The following is a 26,687-nucleotide window of genomic DNA, read 5'->3' on the forward strand; positions in this document are numbered from 1 at the left end:
TCAGAGGATCTGTCCTCAACAATTGTGGCGGAACTCGATCTCATACCGCCACAAACGTGGAGGTTAGTTCCCTAGGGCAGCAGCTGCGTCGTTGCCCGTGTCGCGCAAGCGCTCGACCCAGCGCTCGTGGAGCACGCTCGCGGGGCTTTGCTCCTCCTCGGCAATGCCGGGTTCGAGCGGTTCATAGGTGAGGTCCTCATTCACGTCGTCGTCGGCGACATCGAAGCGCAGCACGATGCGCGTGGGAACCCGTTCGCCCGCAGCCTCGAGGTGGTCTTGGAAATCGGCCGTGTTTTCGGTGAGCGGTTCGAGGAGATACTCGACCTGCTCTTCGATCGGGCTTTCGAGCTCGGGGATTGCTTTGCCGAGTTCGTGCGACCGGACGATGGCGCCGTCGATTTCGTATACGGCGTTCACCGAGACGGCTCCGCCGAGGTGGGCAACGACCCATACGCGCTGAAGTGAGTCGTGGCAGTCGGCGAAGCTATAGGCGACCTGCAGGCAGTATGCCGACCACTGGTCGAAAGGTGTCTCGATGGCGGTGGGGTCCGTCGGCTCGAACTCGATCGTGGTGGCGTGAGCGTCCTGGTCGTCGCCGGATTCCTCGGGAAGTGCGGATGCAGAGTCATCGCCGGTCTCGCGTAGTCGCTCTATCCACCGCTCGAGGAGTTCGGTATTGCTCGCCTGCTTTTCTTCGGGAACTCCGGGTTCGAGCGAGTCGTAGGTCATGCTCGCTGTCAGTTCCTCCTGCTTGACGTCGTAGCGCAGCACGATGCGAGTGGGCAGTTCCTCGCCCGCCTCGACGACGGCGTTTCGCAGTGCAACCGAGTTCTCGAGGAGGGGATCGAGAAGTTCTCCCTGCGCGTCGGGGGAGCAGTCGAGTCCAGGGATCGCCTCGTTGAGGTTGTGGGGCTCATAAATGCGGCCCGCGACCTCGTAGGCGGCGTACGGCGTCACCGTCGCACCGAGGTGTGCGATCACCCAGAGTCGGTCGAGTGCCTCGTCGCCGTCGGCGTAGGTGTAAGCGAGTTGCACACAGGCGGGTGCCCACTCTTCGAAGTGCTCTTTGAATGTGGTCTGGTTCACCATGCCTCAAGACTAAACGGTCGCGCCTGGGGGCTTTTGGTGGTCCGACGGCGCTTTCTCCTGGCCTGTACCCTGGAATTTATGGCTTCTTCCGCGCGCACCCCTCAGCAGCCGTTTCCCTTCGTGCCGAAGGCCCTCATCGAACCGATGTTTGGGCGCGTCGTCGTGGAGCGCGCGGTCGATTACGCGAACGACGAGCACATTCGCCTCCCCAATTGGGTGACGACCTCGACCGGCTCGAAGGGCGAGCTCATCGGTGTCGTGCACGGTCGCGGCCCGGATCCCTATCGCGTCCGCGTGTCGCTTCACCGCGTTGACGATGAGGAAAGCGACACCGAGGAGGCGCTTCCCCTGTGGATTCCCGTGCAGTCGACGTGCTCGTGTCCCGTGGTCATGAAATGCGAGCACGGCGCGGCTCTTGCGCTGTGGTCGGGCCGGCAGGCGGAGCAGTGGAGCGAGAGCCGCGAGGCGGAGGTCGAAGCGGAGGCTGAGCAGCCCGCCTCGTGGCTTGAGACCCTCGCGCCGCTCTTGCGGGCGAGCGAGGAAGAGACGGAGGATACGACCCCTCTCGCCCTCGGCTTCGAGCTCAAAGCTGAGCAACTCACGAAGACGAGATTTTCGTGGGGGTATGAACCGTTCACGATGGCTCACCTCGAGGCGGGCAAGAGCGTGTATCTGTCGATCCGCCCGCTGCGCCGCGGCAAGCGCAACAACTGGATCAAGTCGGGGCTGTCGTGGCGCACGTTCGAGTACCGCATGCGTGGGCGCGGTTTCGACCCCGCGCACGCTGACGCCCTGACCAGGATCTTTGCGCTCTCGGAGGCGGATCGCAGCCATACGGCCGCGGTCGAGCAGCTGTGGATCAACCAGTTTCGCTCGCCGATCCTGTGGGAGGCTCTCGCGCGCGCTCGCGAAGCGGGAGTGGCGTTTGTGGGATTGGAGAACGTTGGCGAGGTCCGCCTCGGTGAGGGGGCCGACGTTGGCCTCGACCTGAGTGGCGCCGATGCTCTCACGGTGCGGGCCCTCGCACATATCGACGGCGATCCGAGGCCCGAGGCGCGCATGCTTGGCTCGAACGGCGTCATTGATATCTCCCCAGGCAAGAGCGGTACGTTCAATATTGAGTTTGCGGCAACGTCCGCACCCGTGCCGATGCCGGTGCAGCGCCTCCTTGAAGCCCGGACCCGCATTGACGTGCCAAAGAGTGACCGCGAGGCCTTCTTCGAGAGTGCGCTTCCTCGCCTGAACCGCGTCACGAGCGTCGCGAGTGGCGACGGGAGTGTCGCGATGCCTGCGCCCAAGAAGCCGAGGCTGCAGCTCGAACTCACGTATAGCGGCGCGAATGCCCTTGCTCTGACGTGGTCGTGGCTGTACCCGTCGACGCGCCGCCGCTTCAGCGTGCATGCGCGTGACGGCGCCGACCGCGATCACGACTACGAGGATGAGCTCCTCGCCGAGGTGCGTGAGGTGTGGCCAACGGTCGGCGGCGCACGCCCCGATGACCGCGCCGCCGAAGGCACAGAGAAGCTGAGCGACGTGGACACCGCCCACTTCACGACGCGCGTTCTGCCTGAGCTCGAGGCGATGGACGGCATCGACGTCACGATCTCGGGCACGCGCCATGCCTATCGCGAGCTCGACGGCGCCCCGTCGGTGCGCGTGCGGCAAACCGAGAATCCCGCGAAGAACGACTGGTTCGACTTGGGCTTTGAGGTCACGCTCGAGGGCAGAACGATCCCGTTCCCTTCCCTGTTTGTGGCGCTCGCGAAGGGCCAGTCAACGCTTCTGCTCGAGGACCGCACCTATTTTTCGCTTGAGCATCCCGCATTCGATGCCCTTCGCGCCCTCATCGCCGAGGGGGAGGTCCTCGCGGAGTGGAACCCCGAACGCCAGCAGATCTCGAAGTATCAGGTGGGGTTCTGGGAGGATCTCGCCGACGCCGCAGATGCGACCGAGGCTGCCGACGGTTGGGAAGAAACCGTCGGAAAACTGAAGAACCTCGAGGCCATCCCCCATACGCCCATTCCAGCCGGGCTGCACGCGAAGCTGCGCTCCTACCAGCGTGAGGGCTTCGAGTTCCTTGCGCTGCTGTATTCGCTCGGGCTCGGCGGGATTCTCGCCGATGACATGGGCCTCGGCAAAACCCTCCAGGCGCTCACGCTTATCCAGCACGCGCGAGAGACGGCGAGTGCGGGGGAGGGGAACGGCTCGGTGGTGGTGCACGCGGGGGAGACCTCCGCCCAGGCAAGTGCAGGTCCGACGCCTGCCGACACCCATCGCCCCTTCCTCGTCCTGGCGCCGAGCAGCGTGCTCGGGGTGTGGCAGGCGGAAGCCGAGCGCTTCACGCCCAACCTGAAGGTCGCGCTCGTCGATCGCACGAGGCGCGCCCGAAAAACGGAGCTGCGGCGCGAAATCGAAGGCGCCGATATCGTCGTCACGAGTTACACGATCGCCCGCATCGATTCGGAGGATTTCGCACGCGAACAGTTCGCGGGCCTCATCCTCGACGAGGCCCAATTCGTGAAGAACCGCGCCTCGCGCATCCATCAAGCGGTCAAGCGCATCAAAGCGCCTTTCCGTCTCGCCATTACGGGCACGCCCATGGAGAACTCCCTCGGGGACCTGTGGGCGCTCATGTCGATCGTCGCGCCGGGCGTGCTCGGCCCGCACGTGCAGTTCCGCACCCACTTCACGCAGCCGATCGAATCGGGCGAGCATCCGGAGAAGATGCCCGTGCTTCGTCGTAGGCTCCGCCCGTTCATGCTGCGCCGCACGAAGGAACTCGTCGCGAAGGACCTTCCTCAGAAGCAGGAGCAGGTCGTCAAGGTCGAGCTCGAGGGCGCGCACCGCAGGATCTACGACTCGGTGCTTCAACGCGAGCGCAAGAAGGTCCTCGGCCTGATCGACGACATGGACAAGAACCGCTTCATCGTGTTTCGCTCACTCACACTCTTGCGGATGCTCGCGCTCGATCCCGCGCTCGTGGACGATGGCGGCGATAAGAACGCGCCGTCGACGAAGCTCGCGGTTCTTTTCGAGCGGCTCGATGAAGTCGTTGCCGAGGGGCACCGCGTGCTGGTGTTTTCGCAGTTCACGAGCTTCCTCGCGCGCGTCGCGGAGCAACTGCGCGAGCGGCAGGTCGCCTACCAGTACCTCGATGGTTCGACCCGCGATCGCGCGGACGTCATCCGAGACTTCCGCGAGGGCGATGACCCGGTCTTCCTCATCTCCCTCAAGGCTGGCGGTTTCGGCCTGACGCTCACCGAGGCCGACTACGTGTTTCTCCTCGATCCGTGGTGGAATCCCGCCGCCGAAAACCAGGCGATTGACCGCACGCACCGCATCGGCCAAACGGAGCGCGTCATGGTCTACCGCCTCGTCGCGGCGGATACGATCGAGGACAAGGTTCTCGCGCTCCAGGAGAAGAAACGCGCGCTGTTCGATTCGCTCACCGACGGTGGCGAGGCGTTCAGCGCACAGATCACCGCCGACGACGTCAAGGAGCTCTTCTCGTGACCGGTCTCGCCAACCTCGCCCGCTTCTGGCCCGCGCCTACCGAGCGCGACCACAAGTACACGCGCGGCGTTGTGTGCATGGCGACGGGCAGCGAGCACTACCCGGGCGCGGCGCTCATCGGCTGTGAAGCGGCGGCCCGCTGCGGCGTGGGCATGGTGCGTTACCTCGGGCCCGAAGCCGTCGCGCGCATGGTGATCGCGCGTACACCCGAGGTCGTCCCCGCCGTCGGCCGTGCACAGGCATTCGTGGCTGGCTCCGGATGGGAAGGGCCGGGCCGTCTTGAGGCCGTGCGCGCGTGCATGACGGAAACCTCGCCGGGTGCCCTTCTGGTCGCGGATGCGGGCGCGCTTGGACCCGCCCTGGCGCGTGCGAATTCCGACGGTTTCTCCGCCCGCCTCGTCCTCACCCCTCACGCGGGGGAGGCCGCGAGCCTGCTCGATGGCTGGGACCGTGGTCGCATCGCGTCCTCACCCCGCGAGGCCGCGGAAACCCTCGCCGAGCGCACCGGCGCGACGGTGATCCTCAAGGGGCACACGACGTGGATTGCCGCGCCGGGAGAGGACACTCTCGCGGTCACATCGCCCACGACGCGCCTCGCGACCGCGGGAACGGGCGATGCGCTCGCGGGCATCACCGGGGCGTTGCTGGCGCTCAACCACGCACAGATCGCGCAAGGGCTTGAGCGCGGCGACCGTCGGACGCTCCTTGCGGTGTGCGAAGCCGCTGTGACCCTGCACGCTCACGCCGCGGCCCTCGCAGCGGGTGAGGGCCACGCGCCGATTCTCGCAAGCGACATTGCGCAGGTGATTCCCGACCTCTTCGCTCGACTCTCGTCCAAGGTGAACACGTAGACTAGACACAATCCGAAGACGGGCGCCCCATGATGTGAGGCGCCCTCGTCATTTCCACCGCCCCCAGCCCGAAGGGACCCCGATGGGTGAGATTTCCCTGCAGTTCGAGGTCATTTCGCTGATTGTCCTCGTTGCGATCCTCGTTATCGACCTTCTCCTCGTTCTCAAGCGCCCCCACGTGCCGTCCTTCAAGGAATGCATCGGCTGGGTCGTGTTCTACGTGGCGCTCGCGCTCATCTTCGCCGTCACGCTCTACTTCCTCGCCGGCCACCAGGTCGCGGGACAATTCATCGTGGGCTGGCTCACCGAATACTCGCTCAGTATCGACAACCTCTTCGTGTTCATTGTGATCATGTCGAAGTTTGCTGTGCCGAGGAAATACCAGCAAGAGGTGCTCATGGTGGGCATCATCATCGCGCTCATCGCGCGCGCGATCTTGATTTTGCTCGGCGTCGCCGTGATCAATTCCTTCGCGTGGGTGTTTTACATCTTTGCGATCTTCCTGTTCTACACGGCCTACAAACAGGTCCAGGGCGAGGAAGAGGAGGAGGCCGAGGACGGCTTCGTCATGAAGAACCTTAAAAAGGTCGTCCACGTCCACGATCACTACGACGGGAGTAAGATTCGCACGGTGGTGAACGGCAAGAAGGTCTTCACGCCGATGCTGCTCGTGTTCCTTACGATCGGCCTGACCGACGTGATGTTCGCGTTCGACTCGATCCCGGCGATCCTCGGCATTACGCAGAACCCGTTCATCGTGTTCACGACGAACCTGTTTGCGCTCATGGGGCTTCGCCAGCTGTACTTCCTACTCGGTGGGCTCGTGGACCGCCTCGTGTACCTCCACTACGGCCTCGCGGCGATCCTCGCCTTCATCGGCGTGAAGCTCGTCATTCACGCGGCCCACGAGGCGCCGCTGTGGCCTAAGGATTCAGGCTTTGGTCACTTCGTGCACTCGATCCCCGAGATCCCGATCTGGCTTTCGCTCGCCGTGATCGCCGGCTCGATGATCATCGCGATCATCGCCTCGCTTCTGTGGGCGCCGAAGACGAACGACGATCAACCGGCGGCTGCTGTCGAGGGTGGCGAAGGCCGCTAAGGGTAGGCTTCCCGGTCTAGCGGGCAAGGTTTTTAGCGACATAGCGTGAGAGCTATGAGTAGCTCCACCCCTGCCCCAGAAACCTCCCCCGAAGACACACACGACCGCGCCGCGTCATCGGCGAACCTCAACCGCCTGCGTGCCGGCGTACTCGGCGCAAATGATGGCATCGTGTCCGTCGCCGGCATGGTCGTTGGTGTCGCCGCCGCAACCCCGACCTTCGGCGCTCTCGCGATCGCGGGCGCCGCCGCGCTCAGTGCCGGCGCGCTCTCGATGGCGATGGGCGAGTACGTGTCCGTTTCGACGCAGCGAGACACCGAACGTTCGCTCCTCGAGCGTGAGCGGCAGCGCCTCGCCACGGACCCGGAACGTGAACTCGCCGCCCTCGCGGCCTCTCTCGAGGAGACCGGGATCCCCGAAGACCTTGCGCGCGAAGCCGCCGAACGCATGAGCGCGCACGACGCGCTCGACGCTCACGCCCGCGTGCGCTACGGCATCGAAGAAGAGTCGATCGCCTCGCCCATGGGTGCTGCGTTTGCTTCCCTCATCGCGTTCACGCTCGGCGGCTTGCTTCCGGTCATCGCCGTGCTCGTCACGCCCGTGGCCTTCAAGGTTCCCGCCGTCGTGGCGTCGGTAGTGCTCGCACTCGCCCTCACCGGTTTCATTTCGGCGCGCCTCGGCCAGGCGAAAGCGGGCCGCGCCACGATCCGCACGATTCTCGGCGGTACGGCAGCGATGGCCGTCTCCTACGGCATCGGCACGCTGCTCGGCGTGAGCGTGATCTAGGTGTACTGACCGGAGAGGTTGATCGACCAGTCCTTAGTCAGCGCGGAAGGTGCGCCGGTAGTTCGTGGGAGTCACGTTGATCTCACGACGCAGGTGACGCCGTAGCGTGCTAGCTGTTCCCAAGCCAGTGCGCTGGGCAATGACATCGACTGGCAGGTGGCTGTTCTCCAGCAGGTGTCGGGCGGCAAGGACTCGTTGGTGCAAGATCCATTGCAGGGGGGTCTGTCCCATCTCGGCAACGAAGCGTCGCGCGAGCTGCCGCTCGGACAAGTGCGCCTGGCGCGCCAGGTCGGCGACGGTGAGGCTCTGGTCGAGGTGGTCCACGATCCATGCGGCGAGTTCGGCGAAGCCATGTGTCGTGGGAGCAGCCGCTGGCTCGATGTATTGGGCCTGGCCGCCTGCTCGGTGGGGCGGTACCACCATGCGGCGAGCGATCCGGGTAGCGGCCCGCTCCCCAAAGTCCCTGCGCGCCAGGTGCAGGCACAGGTCGATTCCGGCTGCTACACCGGCGCTGGTGGCGACCTGTCCGTGGTCGACATAGAGCACATCGGGCTGCACCGTGATGTCGGGGTACAGCCGCTGCAACTCCATGGCGTCCTGCCAGTGCGTGGTGGCCGTCAGTCCGTCAAGGAGTCCGGTTGCAGCGAGAGCGAAGGCGCCAGTGCACACCGACGCGACTCTTGTGCCGCGCTGGTGGGCGTCACGGAGCACCTTCAGCGTGCTTTCATGAGGACGGGGATAGGGCCGGTAGCCAGGGATGATGATCGTGTCGGCGTGGGCCAGCGCGTCCAGGTCATGGACGGTGCCGATGCTGAATCCGCTGGAGGTCATTACGTCGTCACCGCCGGGCGTCGACACCGCAAAGGTGTACTCCTCCTCGGCGGGGTGTCCGAAGACCTGAGCAACCGTCGACAGGTCGAAGGCGACCACTCCGGGCAGGGCGAGGGCGACAACATGGTGTGGCATGTAGCAATAATGGCAGGAACTGCGCGTTATACGTCATTCCCGCCACTCGCACTGGGCAGGGCGCCCCGGTAGGTTTGAGTCCATGAGCAAGCGGGTGGTCACGGCAACCGGCGTTTCGGCAGGCTTCGATATGGCCCTCCTCTTCGTCGGACGACTCGCCAGCCCCGAACGCGCCCGACAAGTACAGGACGGCATCGAGTACCACCCGGCGCCGCCCATCTGGCCAACGCCCTTAAACCACTGACACATCCCATTGAGCCACCAAGCCAAGTCTCCGGACATGCCGGGGCGGTTCACATTCCCAGATCGAGGAGTAATCACATGACCGAAACACGCAACCCAATCCCACCGTTCACCGCTGAAACCGCCGCCCGTAAGGTACAGGCCGCCGAGGACGCATGGAACACGCGCGATCCCGAGAAGGTCGCGCAGGCCTACAGTGTGGACACTGTCTGGCGAAACCGTGACCAGACGATCACCGGCCGCGACCAGGTGATCGCCTTCCTCACCACCAAATGGGATCGGGAACTCGACTACCAGCTTCGCAAGAACCTGTGGGCGTTCACCGATGATCAGATCGCCGTGCGATTCCAGTACGAATGGCACGACCATGACGGCCAGTGGTGGCGCTCCTACGGTAACGAACTGTGGCGCTTCGACGCGCACGGCTACATGACCCATCGCGAGGCCAGCATCAACGACCGCCCCATCAGCCAGGAGGAACGACGCATCACCCCAGGCCGGGGCGAACTTCCCACTTGGTGACACTCCGCCGCCCTTCTCGCGATTGATCACCGTCCCCGGTCAGTACATCTAGGCGCCGGCTCACTCGCCGGGAGTGTAGATCCACGGCGCTCGCGGCAAGGCTTCAGGGTCGAAGGCCTCGAGGATGTCGCGGGCGCTTCGGCACCCCGGAAGCCCCAGGGAGTCTCCGATGGTTTCGGCGACGTCCTCGGGGCTTTCCCCTTTGGCGAGGCGATCCCTGAGCGTCACGGCTCCGTCTCGCTTGGCGAGCCTCGCCCCATCGGTGTTGAGGGCGAGCGGGACGTGAATGTAGGAGAGTTGCGCCGACGGATGCGGCGGCGAGGCTGTCCCGGCGACCGTCGGACCCGCGCTGAGCCGATCGGGGTGCGGGAAAAGCCAGGGCGCGGCCTGCGCGAGCAGATCGGTGAGGTAGGCCTGGCGCGGGCTCGAGCTGAGGAGATCATCCCCGCGCACGACCTGGTCGACCCCCGTCTCGATATCGTCGACCACCGCCACGAGGTTGTAGGCGAACATCCCATCGCCGCGCACGAGCACGAAGTCGTCGACATCGCCCACGGTGTGCCCGGCGTACAGGTCGGTGACCTCGTAGGAGTGCGTATCCGCGCGCAGTCGCAGCGACGGTTCCCGATTTAGTGCGCGCATCTTCTCTCGGCCGGCCGTTCGCTCGGCCTCGGTCAGCTCACGGCACGTCCCTGGGTACGCCCCCGGCGGGGCGTGAGGGGCCGACGGCGCCTCGTGAATCTCGCGGCGGGTGCAATAGCACTCGTAGACGAGTCCGCGTTCATCGAGGGCAGCCACGACCCGCTGATACAGGTCAAGTCGCTTCGACTGCCAGGCGACAGGGCCGTCCCAGTCGAGGCCAAGCGCCTCCATGTCCTCGAGTTGCCGTGCGGCGCTTCCCTCTTTCACCCGGTTGAGGTCCTCCATGCGCATGAGGAAATCGCGGCCCGTGCGGCGCGCGAATACCCACGCGAGGATCGCCGTGCGGAGGTTGCCGAGGTGGAGGTCGCCGCTCGGCGAGGGCGCGTAGCGGCCCGCGAAGCCCAAGGGGGAGTGGGAGTCAGGAGTAGTCATGGAGATCGAGGAGGTAGACGACATGCGCGCCCGTTTCGGTTGGGTCGCTTTCGGTGGAAAGGGTGAAGCCGAGGCGTTCGGCGAGGCGACGCGCGGGGAGGTTCTGATCCGCGGTAATAAATGCGGCTTCGCGCGGGGCGTCGCGGAGGGAGGCGACAGCACGCAGACTCTGAGCGAGGGCGGCCGTGGCAAGACCCGTGCCCCATGCCTCGGGTGCGAGCCTCACGTAGGTGTTGGCGACCCAGCGCTCGCCGAGCGGCATGCCCGAGAGGCCTGCGACACCGAGGAACGTTCCCGCTCCTCGAGTGCGAATCGCGTGGTAGCCGTAGCCGTCTCGCTCGTGCGAGGCGATCCACACACCGAGAACGCGCTGCATCTGGTCGACGGTCTCAAGTGGACCGATCGAGTCGAGCTCGAACGCGCGTGGATCGGAGTGGAGGAGCCACAGCTCAGGGAGGTCCTCGGTGCTCAACGGTGCGAGGACGTGCGAGAGAGCCCCGCTCCCACGGAGTGCGTGGGGAACGGGGCTCTCGCTGCTCAGAGGCGAAGTGTCACTCACCCTTGTGGGTGTTTTCCTTCTCGCCATCGGCGAGCGACTCGGGAACGTCGCCAGCCTCGGCTGCGGCCACCGAATCGGAAACCTCGGTCGAATCCTCTTCGCTCACGCCTGCGGCGGGGTAGTGCGAGCGAGCGAAGTCAGCCGGCGGAGCCCACGGATCCTCGACGGGGCGGGTCTTCTGCCACGCGAGGTAGCCGGCGGTGCCGGCAACAGCGGCAATGCCGAGCACAACGAGGACGGTGCCCACCTTCGACTTCTTCTTGTCGGCCACGGGGCTCGTGGTAGCGGCGGTACGGATTTCCGGAGCGCCCTTCTCCCACTCGGCGCGAGCGGCATCGACGGCGGCGGCAACAGCTGCGCCGAGGGTCGTGTTCGCGGCGTCCGCCGTGCGGCGAGCGCGGGGGAGGTAGTCGGCCTCAAAATCGCTACGGAACTTGAGTGCGCGGGGGCCGACGTTGCGGTCGAATTCATCGGAAAGACGGCCCGAAAGCCCGCTCACGCGTGCCTGGCCGGCGTTGAGGCCCTTGCGCACGCGCTTTTCCACCTCGGGGGCGTAGTCGCCGTAGAACTTCTCGGCGCGCTTACGCGCCCCCTTCGAAGCCTCGTTGAACAGCGGACCGGCGTTATCGAGCGCCTTGCGCCACGTGCTCTGGGCGTGCTTCGCCTGCTTCTTGGCGTTCTTTGCGTGCTTCTTCGCGGCCTTCTTGGCCTCGCGCTTGGAATTGGTGAAAGCCATCGCTGACCCTTTCGTTCGTGCGCCGGAAACCCCGGCGGCGGTCTGGAAGTGCGGGTGGTGGCCACGCCGCGATGTCTCAAGCCTACTAGCGGTACATCGGCGGATCACAGTTTCTATGCAGAATGGGTGAGCGCCGTTCAGCGGTTTTCAGCGAGGGTATGGGAGGATCGAGGCATGTTTGCAACGCTTCACACTAATCACGGCGATATCCGCCTCGAACTGTTCCCCAACCACGCCCCCAAGACCGTCGCGAACTTCGTTGAGCTCGCCAAGGGTGAGCGCGAATTCACGAATCCGGTGACGGGCGACAAGGAAAAGCGCCCCTACTACGACGGCGTGATCTTCCACCGCATCATCGATGGCTTCATGATTCAGGGCGGCGACCCGACCGGCACCGGTACGGGCGGCCCCGGCTACAACTTCGACGATGAAATCTCGGAAAAGAACTTCAACGAGCCCTACGTGCTCGCCATGGCGAACGCCGGTAAGCGCATGAACGCCATCACGGGCCGCCCCTCGGGCACGAACGGCTCGCAGTTCTTCATCACCGTTGCCCCCACCCAGTACCTCCACGGCAAGCACACCGTGTTCGGCGAGGTCGCTGACGACGAGTCGAAGAAAGTCGTTGACGAGATTGCCAAGGTCGACACCGACATGCGTGACCGTCCGCTCGAGGATGTCGTCATCACCTCGGTGACCATCGAGGACTAACCCGCAGGGTTTCACCGTCAATGTCCCAGAGCTACGGAAAAGGAGCCGATCCGAAGCCGGGCGGGGGCGAGCCGGACTACACGAGTAGTGCGGCCCCCGTGTGCCCGCGCCACCCGGATCGGCCCTCTCTTATCCGCTGCCAGCGCTGCGACCGCCCCGCGTGCGTCGAATGCCAGCGCAGGGCCGCCGTAGGCATCCAATGCGTCGACTGCGTGAGCGAGGCCGAACACAGTCAGCGTCAGAGCATGCCGCGAACCGTTGTGGGAGCCGAGCCCGTGCGCACCCTCCCCGTCGTGACGTACACGATCATGGGGCTGTGCGCCGTGATCTTCGCACTCCAGTTCATCGGGCTTGATCACACACTCTCGCAGTGGTTCATGTTCGCGCCGTTCCGCTCGCTCGCGATGCCGTGGACTTTCCTCACGAGCGGCTTCCTCCACGGGGGAATCGCACACGTGGGGTTGAATCTCTACGCGCTGTGGGCCGTTGGGCAGTATCTTGAGCGCGCGCTCGGGCACTGGCGATACCTCGCGGTGTTCCTCGTGAGCGTGCTCGGCGGGCACACCGCCGTGCTGCTTCTGTCAAGCATCGGCACGGATTCGTGGTTCACGGGCACGGTAGGCGCTTCGGGCGGTCTTTTCGGCATGTTCGGCGCGCTCCTGATCCTCCAACGCCGGCTCGGTGCGGAGAGCACGCAGGTTCTTATCCTTATCGTGCTCAACTTCGTGATTGGCTTCATTTACCCGGGTATCTCGTGGCAGGGCCACCTTGGAGGCCTCGTTGTGGGGGCAGCAGCCGTCGGCCTGTTCTTCGCAACCCGACCCACCGCCGAACCTGGCGCGGATCGCGTTGCTGTCGCGAAAAAATCGGCGCTCATTCACGGCGGCGTGATCGCGGGAATCGTCGTGTTGCTGATCGCCGCGTGCGCGGTGAAATGGTGGTTCGCGGCGCAGACGGCTTACCTCGCCTAGGGTTACTCCAGCCACCACCGCACAACTGAGTTATCCACAACGTTGTTCACGGTTGGGGAGAACTACAAGGGTGTCATTCACGCGTGAACAGCACCGATGCCCCGCCCACACGGGCGGGGCTTTCGCGTATGCGGTTGGGGCGAGCCCTTAGAGCGCGCGGTGTGCCTCGTGTTCGCGTGCAACCTCGGCTTCGGCGGCGGCCACGCGCTCGCTCCACACCTCGCGGAGAGATTCGAGGGCCTCGTGCGAGGGGGCCTGCTCCACATCGAGTTCAAGAATGGTTGCGCCCTCATCCTCCATGAGGGTGGCCTGCACGATGATGCGAGCGTTCACGAGCGGGCTGTCGTACTGCACGCGAATGCGGTGCCCGAGCGCCGAGCCGAGCACCTTGCCGATGATCTGGCGGTTCTTACCGGGATTCTTGACGAGTGGGCCACCCACCATGAGCGGGATCGACGGCAGACCCAGCCAGGCGGGAAGCCACTGCTGGGTCATGCGGTCCCACGCCTCGTCTTGTGAAAGCGCGAACTGGCCGCGTGCGCGGAATGTGTAATCGGTGCGGGAAAGGGTGCGTGCGTCACTCATGCCTCCAAAATAGGAAGGCCCGCGCCCCCTGGGAAGAGGGCGCGGGCAGGATCCGCACAGTGTTCGGGAACTTGTTACCTTCCGCTTAACGGAACGAAACTTCGCCTCCGACGGTTTACTTGAAATCCGCCGTGGCCGGGTCCGGGCCGCCGCGGCCATCGGCACGCGAAAGAGCGTTGATCTTCTCGATCTCCTCGCCGCTGAGCGTGAGACCAAGCGACTCCCAGTTTTCGGCGATGCGCGAAGGCGTGACCGATTTCGGGATGGCGATCGTGCCGAGCTGGCGGTGCCACGCGAGGATCACCTGGGCGATGCTGGCGTCGTGGGCTTTCGCGATGGTCTCGAGGGCGGGGTCGCTCAGAACGTCTCCGCCCTGGCCAAGCGGACCCCACGCCTCGGTGGCAACGCCGTACTTGGTGTTGGCAACGCGCAGCTCCGCCTGGTTGAAGTAGGGGTGAAGCTCAACCTGGTTGAGAACCGGGGTCACGCCGCTCGTTTCGATGAGATCCTCGAGATTTTCCGCGGGGAAGTTCGAGACACCAATCGACGTGATGCGGCCCTGCTTCTGGAGCTCAATGAACGCCTTCCACGTGTCGTTGTAGAGGCCGAAGCTCGGGCATGCCCAGTGGATGAGGTACAGGTCGAGCACCTCGAGGCCGAGCTTGCCCATGGACTCGTCGAACGCGCGCATCGTCTCGTCGTAGCCCTGGTTCGCGTTCCACAGCTTCGTGGTGATGAAAAGATCCTTCGGGTCGATGCCCGCGGCATCAATACCCTGGCGCACACCCTCCTCGTTGCCGTACACGGCTGCGGTATCGATGTGGCGGTAGCCGGTCTCAATGGCGGCCTTGACGGCAGCGGCGGTCTCGTCGTTCGGGACCTTGAACACGCCGAAGCCGAGCTGCGGGATCTGCTTCCCGTCGTTTAGGGTCGTGAGTGGACTTTCGTAGGCCATGGTTGTCTCCTTACAGTTGGCGCTCACACTTTTCTTGGCCTGCGTGAAATTCGTGGTGCTTAGCCCTTGTAGCCTGCTCCCCGCACCATCGTTTCGGGGTCGAAACCGGTGCGCCCGGCCTCCCCGCGATCGAGGGTCGCGATCGCCTCGAGGTCCTCGGGCGTGAGGCGAACATCCAGTGCAGCGAAGTTTTCGCGGATGCGGCTCGGCGTGACAGATTTCGGAATGGCGATCGTGCCGAGCGCGAGGTGCCACGCGAGGACCACTTGCGCGGGCGTCGCCCCACGGTGCTCGGCAATGTCGCGAAGAATCGGCTCGTCGAAGAGGCCCTTGGCTCGGTGAAGCGGTGCCCACGCCTGGCTCAGCACGCCGCGTTCGCGGTTGGCTTCGCGAAGCTCTGCTTGAGCGAAGTAGGGATTGAGTTCGATCTGGTTGAGAACCGGCGCAACGCCCGTCGCGGCCGTGAGCTCGTCGATGCGGCGTGCGGGAAAGTTTGCCACGCCGATCGAGGTGGCGAGGCCCTCCTCGCGGAGCCTGATGAGTTCCTCCCACGTCTCGACCGTGAGGCCGTTCATGGGCATGGGCCAATGGATGAGGTAGAGGTCCACGTAGTCGAGACCGAGCCGCTCGAGGCTCTCTTCACAAGCGCGGCGGGTCTTCTCACGACCGTGGTCGTCGTTCCACACCTTCGTCGTGACGAAGAGGTCGGAACGCGCAAGACCCGAGTGGCGCACGGCCCGCCCCACGCCCTCCTCGTTGTCGTAGAGCTTCGCCGTGTCGATGTGCCGGTAGCCGGCCTCGAACGCGCATTCGATGGCGGCTTCGACCTCGTCGTTCGGGGTTTTGTACACCCCGAAGCCGAGCTGGGGGATCGTCCTGCCGTCGCTCAGTGTGAGCAGGGGGCTTGCAGTAGCGGCATCGCTCGCGGAGGTCATCTCATCCTTCTTCCTAAAGCCTCGCACCAGCCTATAAACCTCCATCGGGTGGTCCCTGAATCATCACGATGGTGAAGCTACGCCCGTACAATGAGCGTCATGGAGGCTTACGGGGCGCGTGCACGCGCGGAGGCGCGGCAACCGTCGGATCCCCTCTCCCTTCCCGAAAAGCCGCGTATGGTGCCCCGCCCGCCGCATACGAAACGCACCCGGTTTGCGAAGTGGAAGCGGCCCGTTCCCCTCACGTACCCCACGTACGACCACGCGGCGGGCCACGGCCACGACCGCCCGCGCCTCGAGATTTATCCGCGACTCGATGCCGTGTTCGTGCTGCTCGCGACCGTGCTTTCGCTCGTACTCGCCTATGTGTTTCTTCGCCAGGGCCTTACGACCAATCCGAGCCGCCTCATTAACCTGCTCGTGTTCTGGCTCGTGTTCACCTACGCCGCACTCCCGCGCATTCACCAGGCGCTCACGGCCGTCTACGTTCCCGATTACTTCATGGGACGCACGCGCACAGCAGACGGGCTGCTCGGTGACCCCGTCAACCTTGCTTTTGAAGGATCGGCTGAAGATATCCACGTGGCGATGCGCAAGGCCGGATGGGTGCTCGCGGAAGAAAACACCCTGCACAGTGCACGCCGCACCGTGGTCGCGTTCCTCTTGAGGCGCTCGTATCCGAGAGCGCCCGTGAGCTCGCTCTTCCTCTTCGGCAGGCGCCATGAGTTTGCCTATCAGCAGGAGGTGGGCGGTACAACGCTCAGGCGCCATCACATTCGCTTTTGGCGCGTGCCACACAAGTGGGTCATGCCGGGCGGGCACCGTGTCACGTGGCTCGCCGCCGCCACCTACGACCGTGGCGTGGGGCTTTCGCGATTCACGCTCCAGGTCACGCACAAGATCGATGAAAACACCGACGTTGAACGCAACTACGTGGTCGATACGCTTCTGCACGCCGATCACGCGATCCCGGTCGGCGTGATCAAGGACTATTCGACCTCGTACCACCACGTGAATGGCGGCGGCGACCCGCTGCGTACCGACGGCCACCTACCCGTTGTTGACGTGACGGGTGCCGAGGCCCGCTCGACCGGTTCCACCGCCGTGATTCAGCCGCGCAACCGCGCGACGGGCATCTTCTACTTGCGTGGCCGCTCGCTTCGCCCCGGCGAGCTCATGCAATCGCTCGAGCGCGAATGGCACGGCGCACGCGAGGATTTCCTCCAGGCGATTCGTAACTTCGGCGACCACCACCTCCCGCCCCCCTCGATCGGGTTTGTGGGGCTCATGATCGCTCTTGAAACGATCGCGGTTCTGGGGCTGTGGTGGCTCGTGTGGGCGAAGGGTTCGGGCGCAACGGTGGCCGACGGCGTCACGCGCGCTCTTGGTTTCGAGCGTCTCGGTGATGCTCCGCTTGTGCCTCTCACCGTGCTCGTCGCGGGGCAGATTGTGCTCTTCCTGCTCATGATCGGCCGCAATCGATGGGCGAGGCTCGGCCTCATGGCGCTGCTCGCATTCGATTCTCTGACGCGCATCAGCGTGGCGGCACTTGAACCGGCGGGGGCGGCGAGTGCCTCCGAGCTTCTCGGCGTTGGACTGAGCACCCTCGCGCTTCTCACTCTCACGTCGGATGCGGCCCGCATCTGGGTGCATACGGACCGCATCGCGTATTACGCCGCGCGCGAGAGCGCGAACGATGAAGGTTCCTCCTGCGGCGAGGATCCCGCCCGAGCCTGAGGCTTACGGCGTGCGCGCGGAGTCGTCGGAGAACACGTCGGGGATGCCGTCACGGTTGGCATCGACCTTCTCGCGTTCGGCGATCTTCGCGTAGCGTGCGTTGCGCGGTGCGAGGATGGCCGCGCCGGCGATCGCGGCGAGCACCGAGGCGGTGAGCACGCCAACTTTCGCCCAATCGTGCGCGGGGTTGGACACATCGAAGCTGAGCTCGGCCACGAGGAGCGACACGGTGAAGCCGATGCCCGCGAGCGCTGCGACGCCCGTGAGGTCGATCCACCTAATATCAGGGTCGAGGCTGGCGCCGCGGAGGCGGGTCACGAGGAAGGTCGTGCCCACAATGCCGAGCATCTTGCCCACAACGAGGCCCACGATGATGCCGAGCGCAACGCTCGACGTCCAGGCCTCGGTGAGGCCGCTCAGGCCTCCCACGGCGACGCCCGCGCTGAAGAACGCGAAGATCGGCACGGCGATGCCCGAAGAAAGCGGACGGAAGCGGTGCTCGAACGTCTCGGCAAGTGAGTAGCGCTCGCCGTACTTCGAGAGGGGGTTCACGGGGATCATGAACGCGAGGGCCACACCGGCGATGGTGGCGTGAATGCCGGAGTTGTAGAAGAGCGCCCACACGATGAGGCCGAGCGGGAGCAACACGAACCATGCGGCGCTGTAGTGCTTTTTGAAGAGCGCCTCGGCCTTGTTGGCGACGAGCCAGTAAAGCGCGAGGGGGATGAGCGCGAACGCGAGGTAGTGGAGCTTGAGGTCGCTCGAGTAGAACACGGCGATGATCGTGATGGCGATGAGGTCATCGACGATCGCGAGGGTGAGAAGGAAGGTGCGCAGTGCGGCGGGAAGTTTTGACCCAACAATGGCGAGAACGGCGACGGCGAAGGCGATGTCGGTCGCGGCGGGGATCGCCCAACCATCGAGAGTTTCGGGGTTCGCGGCGTTGAAAGCCGTGTACAGCAGGGCCGGGAGCGCCACGCCACCAACGGCTGCCGCGACGGGCACAAACGCGCGGCGTGGATCGCGCAGATCCCCCTTTGTGAGCTCCATCTTGAGCTCAAGCCCCACGAGGAAGAAGAAAATCGCGAGGAGGCCATCGGCTGCCCAGTGCGCGAGAGAAAGGTCGAGGTCGAGCCAGCTCGTGGAGAAGCCGACGTGCATGTCGCGAAGCGAGAAGTAGGCGTCGGCGGCGGGGGAGTTCGCGAGGATGAGCGCGAGAATGGTGGCGCCTACGAGGATGAGGCCGCCCGTGGTTTCGGCCGTGAGAATTTTTTCGATGCGCGTCAGTTCGCGATAGGTGCCGCGCGCGAGAATCGTGTCGGTGCGGCTTTGATGGTTGCTCGTCATGGGGAGAGTCCTTGGGGGCTCGGCGGGCATTATCAACGGGCCGCGGTCTCGGCCGCGAGGCCCGTGCCGACCAGACTTCCCGGCACACCAAAAACCGAGTGTACATGCCGTTTCATTGCGCATGCGAAAGGGGCCCAGGTCGTGTGACCCGGGCCCCATTCATGTGCGGGGTGCGCTACTGCTGAGGTGAGCGCGAAGTGTCGTCGGAGAACACGTCGGGGATGCCGTCCTTGTTCTCGTCGCGCGATTCGAGCTCGGCGATCTTCTTGTAGTGATTATTGCGAGGCAGCAGAATGAGTGCGCCCACGACTGCCGCGAGCAGGGAGGCGGTGAGCACACCGATCTTCGCGTCTTCCACGAGCGGGCTCGTGGGGTCGAAGCTCAACTCCGCGACGAGGAGCGACACGGTGAAGCCAATACCGGCGATGGCGGACATGCCGATGAGGTCGATCCATTTGATCTCGTCGTCCAGGTTCGCCTTCGTCAGCTTCGTGACGAGGAAGGTTGTGCCGGTAATACCGATCATCTTGCCGCATACGAGACCGAGGATCACGCCGAGGGCCACGGTTGTGGTCCATGCGTCGAACAGGCCGCTGAGGCCGCCCACGGCAACGCCCGCGCTAAAGAACGCGAACACGGGAACGGCAACACCTGTGGAGAATGGGCGGAGCCTGTGCTCGAGGGTTTCGGCGAGCGAATGCTGCTGGCCGTAGGCGCTGCGTGCGTGGACGGGCACGCAGAACGCGAGCACAACGCCCGCGATGGTGGCGTGGACGCCCGAGTTGTAGAACAAGATCCACGTGATGACCGCGAGCGGGAAGAGAATCATCCACGCCGCCGAGTAGTGCTTCTTGAACAGCCATTCGGCCTTGTAGGCAACGAGCGCGTAGATCGCGATCACGGGCAGGGCTGCAAGGAGGTAGAGCAGGTTCGTTTCTTCGGCGTAGAAGATCGCAATGATGAGAATCGCGATCAGGTCGTCAACAACGGCGAGCGTGAGAAGGAACGTGCGCAGCGCCGCGGGCAGCTTCGAGCCGATGAGGGTGAGCACGGCCACGGCGAAGGCAATGTCGGTCGCGGCAGGAATCGCCCAACCGTGGTGGGAGGCTTCGGGGCCGGCGAGGTTGACGAGCGTATAGATCACCGCGGGGACAGCCACGCCACCGGCGGCCGCGAGCATGGGGACAAGCGCGAGCTTCGGGTCGCGCAAGTCACCGCGAATGAATTCGTGCTTGAGCTCGAGGCCCACGAGGAAGAAGAAGACGGCAAGGAGACCGTCGGCGGCCCAGTGCGCGATCGAGAGGTTGAGGTTGAGCCAGCCGAGGTCAAAACCGAGATGCGCATCGCGCACACTGAAGTACAGATCCGAAAGGGGGGAGTTTGCGCAGATGAGCGCGAGGATGGTGGCGATGACGAGGGCAACACCACCCGCAGATTCTTTCGTCAGGATTTGTTCAACGCGGCTGTATTCGCGGAAGGTTCCCTGCTCAAGAATTTTCTTGGGCGTGCCCGGCTTGGGTGCGGGGAGGTCGCGATCCGACGCCTGCTTGCTATTCACTGCGTGCTACTCCAATGGGTTGATCGTCGTGAAGGATTCGGGTTTGTGGTCTTAGTTGCTCAGGCGCTCGAGAAGCGCGAGGAAGAACGCTTCACACTTGTCGAGTTGGTCGAGGGCAACGTATTCGTTCGCGCCGTGTGCCTGGGCGATATCGCCGGGGCCGATGACGACGGCGCTCATGCCCGCAGCTTCGTAAATGCCGGACTCGGTTCCGTAGGTGACTTTCGTGGGGCTGATGGTCACGCCGAGTTCACGCGCGAGCTGTGCGGCCTCGCCCTCGGTTCCGCAGTCGAGCGGGTAGAGAAGCGTGCGGATCGTGAGGCTCGCGCCCACGTTTTTCGCTTGCTCGGAATCGGCCGGATCGGCGGGAACTGCTTTTTTCATTTCCTCGTCGAGTTCGGCGATCTTCGCCTGGATGCGGCGGGCGATCGCGATCGCGTCGTCGCTCGGGAGGGCGCGGTATTCGAAAAGAAGGTGCGCGTGCGCTCCAACCGTGTTGATCGCGTTGCCGCCGTCGAAGCGGTTGACGCCGCCCGTGATGTGGGGGACGAGGAAGGCGGAATCGCTCGGGCCTTCGGCGATACCGCGGTCGATGATCTCTTCGTGGAACCAGGTGGTGAACATCGCCGCGTAGCGGTTCGCGTTGAGGCCGCGGGGGAGGAGGCTCGAGTGGGCGGCGATGCCCCGGAAGTCGGCCTCGAAGGAGTTCATGGACTTGTGGGCGGTGATGACGTCCATCATCGTAGGCTCGCCAACGTAGGCAATCCGTGGTGCGATCTCGAGCGTGTCAAGTTGCTTGACGAGTTCGCGCGCACCGTTGCAGCTCGTTTCTTCGTCCCATGTCGCGGCGAGGTACACGGGTTCCGTGAGGTCGGCGGCGAGGAAACGATCGGCGAGGGCCGTGAAGGTGGCGATGTAGCCTTTCATGTCGGCCGTGCCGCGGCCGTAGAGTTTGCCGTCGCGCTCGGTCGGCTCGAAAGGTGGGCTTACCCACTCTTGTCCCGTGACGGGTACGCAGTCCGTGTGGCCCGCGATGAGGATGCCTCGGCGTGCGGCGTCGCTCGCGTGTGCAGGCGTGCTCTCGCCCTCGAGTCGATCCACGCCGCCGCGCCCCGTGCCGTAGTCGCTACCGAGCACGTCCTTTGCTGCCCGGTCGGTGCTGTCGCCAGCGCTTTCCCCCTTCGCGGGGAATACGGCAACGAGGTTCGCATCGAGACCGTCCTCTTCGCGGAACACGTGGGTCGTCACGCCCTTGCTCGCAAAGATCCGCTGCAGCAGTGTGATCGTCTCGAGGTTCCCGGTGTGGGAGGTGCTGTCGATTCGCACGAGAGCCTCGAGGATGTCGCGGGGGCTCCTGGGCAGGTTCAACTCGGGGGTCTCAGTCTGGGGCATAATTCCACGTTACCCCCTTGACGGTGTCCACGGGAGAGGCGGTAGTTTCACTGTGAGAGAGCTGTCGAGGAAAATCCAGGTTGTCAAGGCTCGGGAGCAGGGAGGCTCACCGTGAGGGTGGTAATCGCGCCCGATTCCTTTAAGGAGTCGATGAGCGCCAGGGACGCCGCGGAAGCGATCGCTCGTGGGGTGTGCACAGTTTTTCCCGGAGTGGCGTGCACGCTCATTCCCGTGTCCGACGGTGGCGAGGGATTCACCGCTTCCCTCTCCTCCGCTCTCGAGGCCACCCGCCACCCCATCACCGTCGCCGATGCCCTCGGCCGCCCCGTGAGCGCGGAGCTTGCCCTTGCCTTGGAAGTGGAGCCGCCCACCGCCGCCCTCGAGATGGCGAGCGCCGCGGGCCTCATGCACCTCACGCCCGATGAGCGAGACCCGTGGAGCGCGAATACGCGTGGCGTGGGGGAGCTCATTGCGTACGCCCTCGACCGGATCGGCGAGGGTGGCCGCCTCATCATCGGCATCGGCGGGTCCGCCACGAACGATGGTGGGGTGGGCATGCTCGGGGCGCTCGGCGTGCGCTTTTTTGATTCCGACGGTTGCCCCCTTCACCCCGCTCCCTCGTCACTCGCGGGAAGGCTCGCACGTATCGATGTGAGCGGCCTCGATCCCCGGCTTTCGCGGGTCAGCATCGAGGTTGCGTGCGATGTCACGAACCCGCTTCGCGGCGAGAGCGGTGCAAGCGCCGTGTTCGCGCCGCAAAAAGGGGCAACGCCCGAGATGGTGGCGAGGCTCGACGATTTCCTGGGCGAACTCGTGGAGGCCGCGGAAGCGTCGGACCCCGCCCTTCGGGCCCGCTCACACGCACGCGAACCCGGTGCCGGAGCAGCCGGAGGGCTCGGCTGGGCCCTCAAGGCGTTCCTCGGCGCGCGATTCGAGCCGGGCTTCGACCTCGTCGCGCGCACGGTGGGGCTAGAGCAGGTGATCGAGGGCGCCGATCTGGTCATCACGGGCGAGGGGTCGATCGATGCGCAGACCCTGAGCGGCAAGGCACCCGCCGGCGTCGCTGCTCTCGCACGGCGCCACGGCGTGCCGTGCGTGGCGTTTGCGGGGCGCGTAGGCGAGGGCGCCGAGGTGCTTTACGCTCATGGTGTGAGCGCTCTCGTACCGATCGTGCAGGGAGTGACGACTCTCGAAGAGGCCCTCAATGACGGTCCGCGCAACCTCGAGCGTGCAGCGGCAACCTCGATGCGGCTCATGAGGCTCGGGAAGGAGTTTTAGAGCGAATCCTGCCACGCCTGATAGAGGGCAGCGAAGCGGCCACCCTTCCCGATGAGCGCCGCGGGTGTGTCGTCCTCCACCACGACGCCATCATGCAGCACGAGCACGCGGTCGGCGATCATCACGGTCGAAAGGCGGTGCGCGATGATGAGTGCCGTGCGGTTGCCGAGGAGCTTCGTGAGGCCCTCTTGCACGAGGCGCTCGCTCGGAAGGTCGAGCGAACTTGTCGCTTCGTCGAGGATGAGCACGTTCGGGTTCGCGAGGAACGCCCTCGCGAACGAGATGAGCTGGCGCTGGCCTGCGGACACACGGCCGCCACGCTTGCTCACGTCCGTGTCGTAGCCGTAGGGGAGGGCTTCGATGAACTCGTGGGCGCCGATCGCTTTCGCCGCGCGGATGATTTCCTCGCGGCTTGCGCCGGGACGCCCGAGCTCGATGTTGTCGGCAACGGTGCCGCTGAACAGGTAGGCCTCTTGCGTCACCATCACGACATTGCGCGTGAGTTCCTCGCTCGTGAGGTCGCGAAGATCTACGCCGTCGAGCTCAACCCTGCCTTCCGTAACGTCGTAGAAACGCGAAACGAGTTTCGCGATCGTCGACTTACCCGCACCCGTTTGCCCCACGAGCGCGACGGTCTGGCCCGCGGGAATCGTGAGGTCGAGGGGCTTGAGCACGAGCGGGCCATCCTCGCTATAGCGAAATTCGGCATCCGTGAACTCGATGGCGCCCCGGCCGCTCGCGATGGATTTCGCGTGCGCGGCGTCCGGGTCGGCAACCGTCGGAACCTCCCACAAAAGCGCACTGATCTTCTCCAGTGCCGCCGTTGCCGACTGGAACGAGTTGTAAAAGTTTGCGATCTCATCGACCGGCTGGAAGAAGCGCCGCGCATACAGCACGAGGGCGAGGAGCACGCCCACGCTCAAATCGCCCGAAAGAACGCGGAAGCCACCGACGACCAGCACTGCCGCGACCGTGACATTCGCGAGCAAGCGCAGGGCAGGCTGGTAGATGCCGAACACGGAGATCGAGTTGAGGGTCGCGCGGCGGTAGTTTTCCGCGAGTGCCCGGTACTCGCGCGAGTTCGCTTCCTCCTTGCGGAAGGCCTTGACGGCGCGGATGCCGTTCATCGCTTCGACAAACTGCACGATGAGCGCAGCCGAGTGGGTGCGCATGCCGCGATACGCGATCCGCGAGCGCACCTGGAACCACACAGTTAGCGCAATGCAGGGGATGAGAAGCACGAGCATGATGAGGCCCGTGGGCCAGTCCATTGCCACGATCGAGGCGGCGGTGAGAACCATCGAGAGGCTCGAGCCGATGAGGATCGGCACGCCAAACTCGAGAAGCTCGCGCAGGGCCTCCATGTCGGACGTTTGGCGAGAGACGATACGCCCGGAGGTGTAACGCTCGTGGAACTCGAGGGAAAGGCGCTGCGTGTGCCGGAAAACGCGGCGGCGCAGCTCGAGGAGAAGTCGCTGGCCGACCACCGAGGACTGGCGCGTGAAGACGAACGTGAGAAGCGCCGCGAGGATTGCACACGCCGCGTGGAGGCCAGCCGCGCCGAGTGCGGGCAGCGCGTCGCCCTCGATGAGGGCGGGAAGACCGTGGTCGATGCCCCACGCGAGGATCGCGGGCCCGGCCACGACTGCGGCCTGCGCGAGCACCACCATGATGGCGACCAGCGCGATCGAGGCTTTCTCGGGTGCGAGAAGTTCCCGAAGAAGGGCGAATGAACGCTGGCGCGAGGCACGGTTTTCTTCCTTCGTGAACTCGTGGTTTTCGTCGGTGACAACCTGACTCATCGCGCACCTCCCTTCTCTTCGGCCGCGGCGCGAATCTCGGCAACCTCGAGGCTTCCCGTCTCCGTTGCCACGCGCGTGAGGTTCCGGTTGCCGCGTGCCTCCTCTTCCTGGTTCGCGATCACGTAGCGGTAGCGTTCACTCGTGGCCATGAGCTCGGTGTGCGTGCCCACGGCCGTGACGCGGCCATCCTCGAGGAGCGCCACGCGGTCCGCGAGGGCTACCGTCGAGGTGCGGTGCGCGACGATGAGCGTGGTCGTGTGGGAGAGAACCTCGCGCAACCGCTCCGTGACGCGTTCTTCCGTTTTCGTATCGAGCGCGGAGAGCGGATCGTCGAGCAAGAGCACCGTGGGCTTCGCCGCGATCGCGCGTGCGAGGGCGAGGCGCTGGCGCTGCCCGCCCGAAAGGCTCATACCCTCCTCGCCGATGTGGGTGTCGACGCCCTCGGGAAGCTCGTAGGCGTAGCGCGCGTCGGCGGTGTCGAGGGCGAGGTCGAGCGCCTCGTCAAGCTCGGCACTGCGCGTGGAGGTGCGCGTCAATGGGGGCACGGTGCCGTCGGAACCAAAAAGCCGGTTCGAAAACTCCACGGTTCCGACGGTTCTTTCGTACCCGGGAGCCCCAAGCAGCACGTTGTCGCGAACGGAATCGCTGAAAAGCGTCGCATCCTCGAACGCGAAGGCCGTCATGCTGTGGAGGGTGTCGAGGGGGATGTCGCGCACGTCGTAGCCGTCGATCGTGACCTGGCCTGATGTGACGTCGTAGAGGCGTGGCACGAGCTGGAGCAGGGTGGATTTGCCGGAGCCCGTGATCCCCACGAGCGCCATCGTCTCGCCCGGCTCGACCTCGAGGCTCACGCCGTCGAGGAGGTCGGGCATGTGCGCCGGCGAATCGGAGTAGCGAAAGTGGACGTCGTGGAGAGCGAGCCGTCCCTCGAATGTGCGTCCGGGTTCGACTCTTGGGTGATCGGGGTCGGTGATCGTGTTCGCGGCGTCCATGACTTCGAAGTAGCGGTCGAGGGCCGTGTTCGTGTTGATGAGCATGCCAAAGAGCTGGCCGAGCATGCGCACGGGACCCGTGACGAGCACGGCCGTCACGAAGTAGGCGCTGAGCTGGCCGAGGTTCATGTGGCCGTGGGCCGTGAGGTAAATGCCGAGCAGGAGGCTCACCGAGGTGGCGATCTCCGGGAGGCCATACATGAGCATGTCGAAGCGGGCGATGGCCGTGGCCTTTTTGACCTCGGTGCCGCGCAGTTCGTTGGCCTGATGCGTGAACTGTTCGAGGGCCGTGGGGCCGCGCCCGAAGGCCTTGAGCACGCGAATGCCCTGAACCGACTGCTCGATTGTGGTGGCGAGATCGCCGTTTTGATCCTGAGAGAGGCGCGAGAGAGTGGAAAATTGGCGGTTGAACCGGAACGAAAAAATTCCAATCGGGATCGCCGCGGCAATAAAGACGAGGGCGAGAATCCAGCTCGAGCGAAGGAGCAGGATGATGCCTACGATCACGGTGACCGCGGTGGTCACGCCCATGATCACGCCGAAGGCGATCCACCGCCGAATGAGGTTCGTGTCGCTCATCGCGCGCGAGAGAAGCTGCCCGGAGCTCCACCTATCGTGGAAGGCGACGGGCATGTGCTGGATTTTGTCGTAGAGATCCGTGCGCATGTCACGTTCGATTCCGGTTGCGGGCACGAGGGCGAACACGCGGCGAAGGAAAAGCAGGAGCGCTTCGAAGATGCCGAGCGCGAGAACGGTGGCGCCCGCGGTCCACACGGCCGCGGCGGTTCCGCCTTCAACGAGATCGGAATTCACGAGGCGCTCGAGCACCTGCGGAATCATGAGGCCGAGAACTGCGCTGCCGATCGCGCACACGAGACCGAGCATGAGACGGACGCGTATGGGCCGAACGATTCGCCACAACCGGATCATCGGATGCGTGTGCGAGGGCGCGGAATCTTTGTGCATGGCCCGCACGATTTTACCGG

At 64.9% G+C, this 26,687-nt stretch carries 22 protein-coding genes; 9 read left to right on the plus strand and 13 right to left on the minus strand.

The window, feature by feature from the left end; translation table 11 throughout:
- Window positions 1-63 precede the first annotated feature (63 nt).
- Window positions 64-1,089 (minus strand): hypothetical protein, encoded by a 1,026-nt coding sequence (locus tag D8M36_RS09375; RefSeq protein ID WP_126848476.1) that lies wholly within the window; start codon window positions 1,087-1,089, stop codon window positions 64-66.
- Window positions 1,090-1,167: 78 nt separating this feature from the next.
- On the opposite strand from D8M36_RS09375, the gene D8M36_RS09380 reads away from it, so the two are divergent.
- The 4 genes from D8M36_RS09380 (at window position 1,168) to D8M36_RS09395 (ending at window position 7,338) form a co-directional block, all read left to right on the plus strand.
- Window positions 1,168-4,602 carry a DEAD/DEAH box helicase gene (locus tag D8M36_RS09380; protein WP_238638443.1) on the plus strand — a complete coding sequence of 1,145 codons (3,435 nt, stop codon included), beginning with the start codon at window positions 1,168-1,170 and terminating at the stop codon, window positions 4,600-4,602.
- Window positions 4,599-5,453: an ADP-dependent NAD(P)H-hydrate dehydratase gene (locus D8M36_RS09385; RefSeq protein WP_065247063.1), complete on the plus strand. Its 855-nt coding sequence runs from the start codon at window positions 4,599-4,601 to the stop codon at window positions 5,451-5,453. Before D8M36_RS09380 ends, D8M36_RS09385 begins: the two co-directional genes overlap by 4 nt.
- 82 nt (window positions 5,454-5,535) lie before the next feature.
- On the plus strand, window positions 5,536-6,552 hold the full coding sequence (locus tag D8M36_RS09390; protein WP_065247064.1) for a TerC/Alx family metal homeostasis membrane protein: 1,017 nt from the start codon (window positions 5,536-5,538) through the stop codon (window positions 6,550-6,552).
- A gap of 54 nt (window positions 6,553-6,606) precedes the next feature.
- A complete protein-coding gene (locus tag D8M36_RS09395; RefSeq protein WP_070457836.1) occupies window positions 6,607-7,338 on the plus strand; it encodes a VIT1/CCC1 transporter family protein in 732 nt (243 codons plus the stop codon).
- Window positions 7,339-7,371: 33 nt separating this feature from the next.
- On the opposite strand, the gene D8M36_RS09400 is transcribed toward D8M36_RS09395, so the two are convergent.
- Window positions 7,372-8,304 carry a GlxA family transcriptional regulator gene (locus D8M36_RS09400; protein WP_070457837.1) on the minus strand — a complete coding sequence of 311 codons (933 nt, stop codon included), beginning with the start codon at window positions 8,302-8,304 and terminating at the stop codon, window positions 7,372-7,374.
- Window positions 8,305-8,625: 321 nt separating this feature from the next.
- Between D8M36_RS09400 and D8M36_RS09405 the strand changes: the two genes are divergently transcribed.
- Window positions 8,626-9,069 (plus strand): nuclear transport factor 2 family protein, encoded by a 444-nt coding sequence (locus D8M36_RS09405; protein ID WP_065247067.1) that lies wholly within the window; start codon window positions 8,626-8,628, stop codon window positions 9,067-9,069.
- 60 nt (window positions 9,070-9,129) lie between these two features.
- Here D8M36_RS09405 and gluQRS read toward each other — a convergent pair whose 3' ends face one another.
- Genes gluQRS through D8M36_RS09420 form a run of 3 tightly spaced genes read right to left on the minus strand, consistent with a single transcriptional unit; the run spans window position 9,130 to window position 11,438 of the window.
- Window positions 9,130-10,143 carry a tRNA glutamyl-Q(34) synthetase GluQRS gene (gene gluQRS / locus D8M36_RS09410; RefSeq protein WP_065247068.1) on the minus strand — a complete coding sequence of 338 codons (1,014 nt, stop codon included), beginning with the start codon at window positions 10,141-10,143 and terminating at the stop codon, window positions 9,130-9,132.
- Window positions 10,130-10,702 carry a GNAT family N-acetyltransferase gene (locus tag D8M36_RS09415; protein WP_065247069.1) on the minus strand — a complete coding sequence of 191 codons (573 nt, stop codon included), beginning with the start codon at window positions 10,700-10,702 and terminating at the stop codon, window positions 10,130-10,132. The genes gluQRS and D8M36_RS09415 overlap by 14 nt, the downstream gene beginning before the upstream one ends.
- Window positions 10,695-11,438, minus strand: a complete 744-nt coding sequence (locus D8M36_RS09420) for a hypothetical protein (RefSeq protein ID WP_126848480.1) — start codon at window positions 11,436-11,438, stop codon at window positions 10,695-10,697. The genes D8M36_RS09415 and D8M36_RS09420 overlap by 8 nt, the downstream gene beginning before the upstream one ends.
- Window positions 11,439-11,612: 174 nt before the next feature.
- Between D8M36_RS09420 and D8M36_RS09425 the strand changes: the two genes are divergently transcribed.
- On the plus strand, window positions 11,613-12,149 hold the full coding sequence (locus D8M36_RS09425; RefSeq protein WP_065247071.1) for a peptidylprolyl isomerase: 537 nt from the start codon (window positions 11,613-11,615) through the stop codon (window positions 12,147-12,149).
- A 20-nt stretch (window positions 12,150-12,169) separates the two neighbouring features.
- The gene (locus D8M36_RS09430; protein ID WP_126848482.1) at window positions 12,170-13,120 is read left to right on the plus strand and encodes a rhomboid family intramembrane serine protease; all 951 of its coding nucleotides are present in this window, start codon (window positions 12,170-12,172) and stop codon (window positions 13,118-13,120) included.
- Window positions 13,121-13,267: 147 nt separating this feature from the next.
- Here D8M36_RS09430 and D8M36_RS09435 read toward each other — a convergent pair whose 3' ends face one another.
- From D8M36_RS09435 to D8M36_RS09445, 3 genes are all read right to left on the minus strand, one after another.
- Window positions 13,268-13,705, minus strand: coding sequence for a hypothetical protein (locus D8M36_RS09435; protein WP_126848484.1), 438 nt, complete (start codon window positions 13,703-13,705; stop codon window positions 13,268-13,270).
- Window positions 13,706-13,820: 115 nt separating this feature from the next.
- The gene (locus tag D8M36_RS09440; RefSeq protein ID WP_065247074.1) at window positions 13,821-14,660 is read right to left on the minus strand and encodes an aldo/keto reductase; all 840 of its coding nucleotides are present in this window, start codon (window positions 14,658-14,660) and stop codon (window positions 13,821-13,823) included.
- Between the two features lie 59 nt (window positions 14,661-14,719).
- The gene (locus D8M36_RS09445) at window positions 14,720-15,595 is read right to left on the minus strand and encodes an aldo/keto reductase (protein ID WP_126848486.1); all 876 of its coding nucleotides are present in this window, start codon (window positions 15,593-15,595) and stop codon (window positions 14,720-14,722) included.
- Window positions 15,596-15,694: 99 nt separating this feature from the next.
- On the opposite strand from D8M36_RS09445, the gene D8M36_RS09450 reads away from it, so the two are divergent.
- The gene (locus D8M36_RS09450; RefSeq protein WP_238638444.1) at window positions 15,695-17,332 is read left to right on the plus strand and encodes an LssY C-terminal domain-containing protein; all 1,638 of its coding nucleotides are present in this window, start codon (window positions 15,695-15,697) and stop codon (window positions 17,330-17,332) included.
- Between the two features lie 3 nt (window positions 17,333-17,335).
- Here D8M36_RS09450 and nhaA (D8M36_RS09455) read toward each other — a convergent pair whose 3' ends face one another.
- The 3 genes from nhaA (D8M36_RS09455) to D8M36_RS09465 all read right to left on the minus strand — a co-directional run bounded on the left by nhaA (D8M36_RS09455) (window position 17,336) and on the right by D8M36_RS09465 (window position 21,629).
- Window positions 17,336-18,679, minus strand: coding sequence for a Na+/H+ antiporter NhaA (nhaA, locus tag D8M36_RS09455; RefSeq protein WP_126848488.1), 1,344 nt, complete (start codon window positions 18,677-18,679; stop codon window positions 17,336-17,338).
- 175 nt (window positions 18,680-18,854) lie between these two features.
- On the minus strand, window positions 18,855-20,237 hold the full coding sequence (nhaA, locus tag D8M36_RS09460; protein WP_126848490.1) for a Na+/H+ antiporter NhaA: 1,383 nt from the start codon (window positions 20,235-20,237) through the stop codon (window positions 18,855-18,857).
- 51 nt (window positions 20,238-20,288) lie between these two features.
- Entirely contained in the window at window positions 20,289-21,629 is a 1,341-nt protein-coding gene (locus tag D8M36_RS09465) for a M20/M25/M40 family metallo-hydrolase (RefSeq protein WP_126848492.1), read from the minus strand.
- A gap of 117 nt (window positions 21,630-21,746) precedes the next feature.
- Here D8M36_RS09465 and D8M36_RS09470 point away from each other — a divergent pair, with 117 nt between their 5' ends.
- On the plus strand, window positions 21,747-22,907 hold the full coding sequence (locus tag D8M36_RS09470) for a glycerate kinase (RefSeq protein WP_274542652.1): 1,161 nt from the start codon (window positions 21,747-21,749) through the stop codon (window positions 22,905-22,907).
- On the opposite strand, the gene D8M36_RS09475 is transcribed toward D8M36_RS09470, so the two are convergent.
- Window positions 22,904-24,709 carry an ABC transporter ATP-binding protein gene (locus D8M36_RS09475; protein WP_126848496.1) on the minus strand — a complete coding sequence of 602 codons (1,806 nt, stop codon included), beginning with the start codon at window positions 24,707-24,709 and terminating at the stop codon, window positions 22,904-22,906. The genes D8M36_RS09470 and D8M36_RS09475 overlap by 4 nt on opposite strands.
- On the minus strand, window positions 24,706-26,667 hold the full coding sequence (locus D8M36_RS09480; RefSeq protein WP_126848498.1) for an ABC transporter ATP-binding protein: 1,962 nt from the start codon (window positions 26,665-26,667) through the stop codon (window positions 24,706-24,708). The genes D8M36_RS09475 and D8M36_RS09480 overlap by 4 nt, the downstream gene beginning before the upstream one ends.
- Between the last annotated feature and the right edge of the window lie 20 nt (window positions 26,668-26,687).

It is taken from the genome of Dermabacter sp. HSID17554 (genome assembly GCF_003989295.1).
In the GTDB taxonomy this organism is placed as follows: domain Bacteria; phylum Actinomycetota; class Actinomycetes; order Actinomycetales; family Dermabacteraceae; genus Dermabacter; species Dermabacter vaginalis.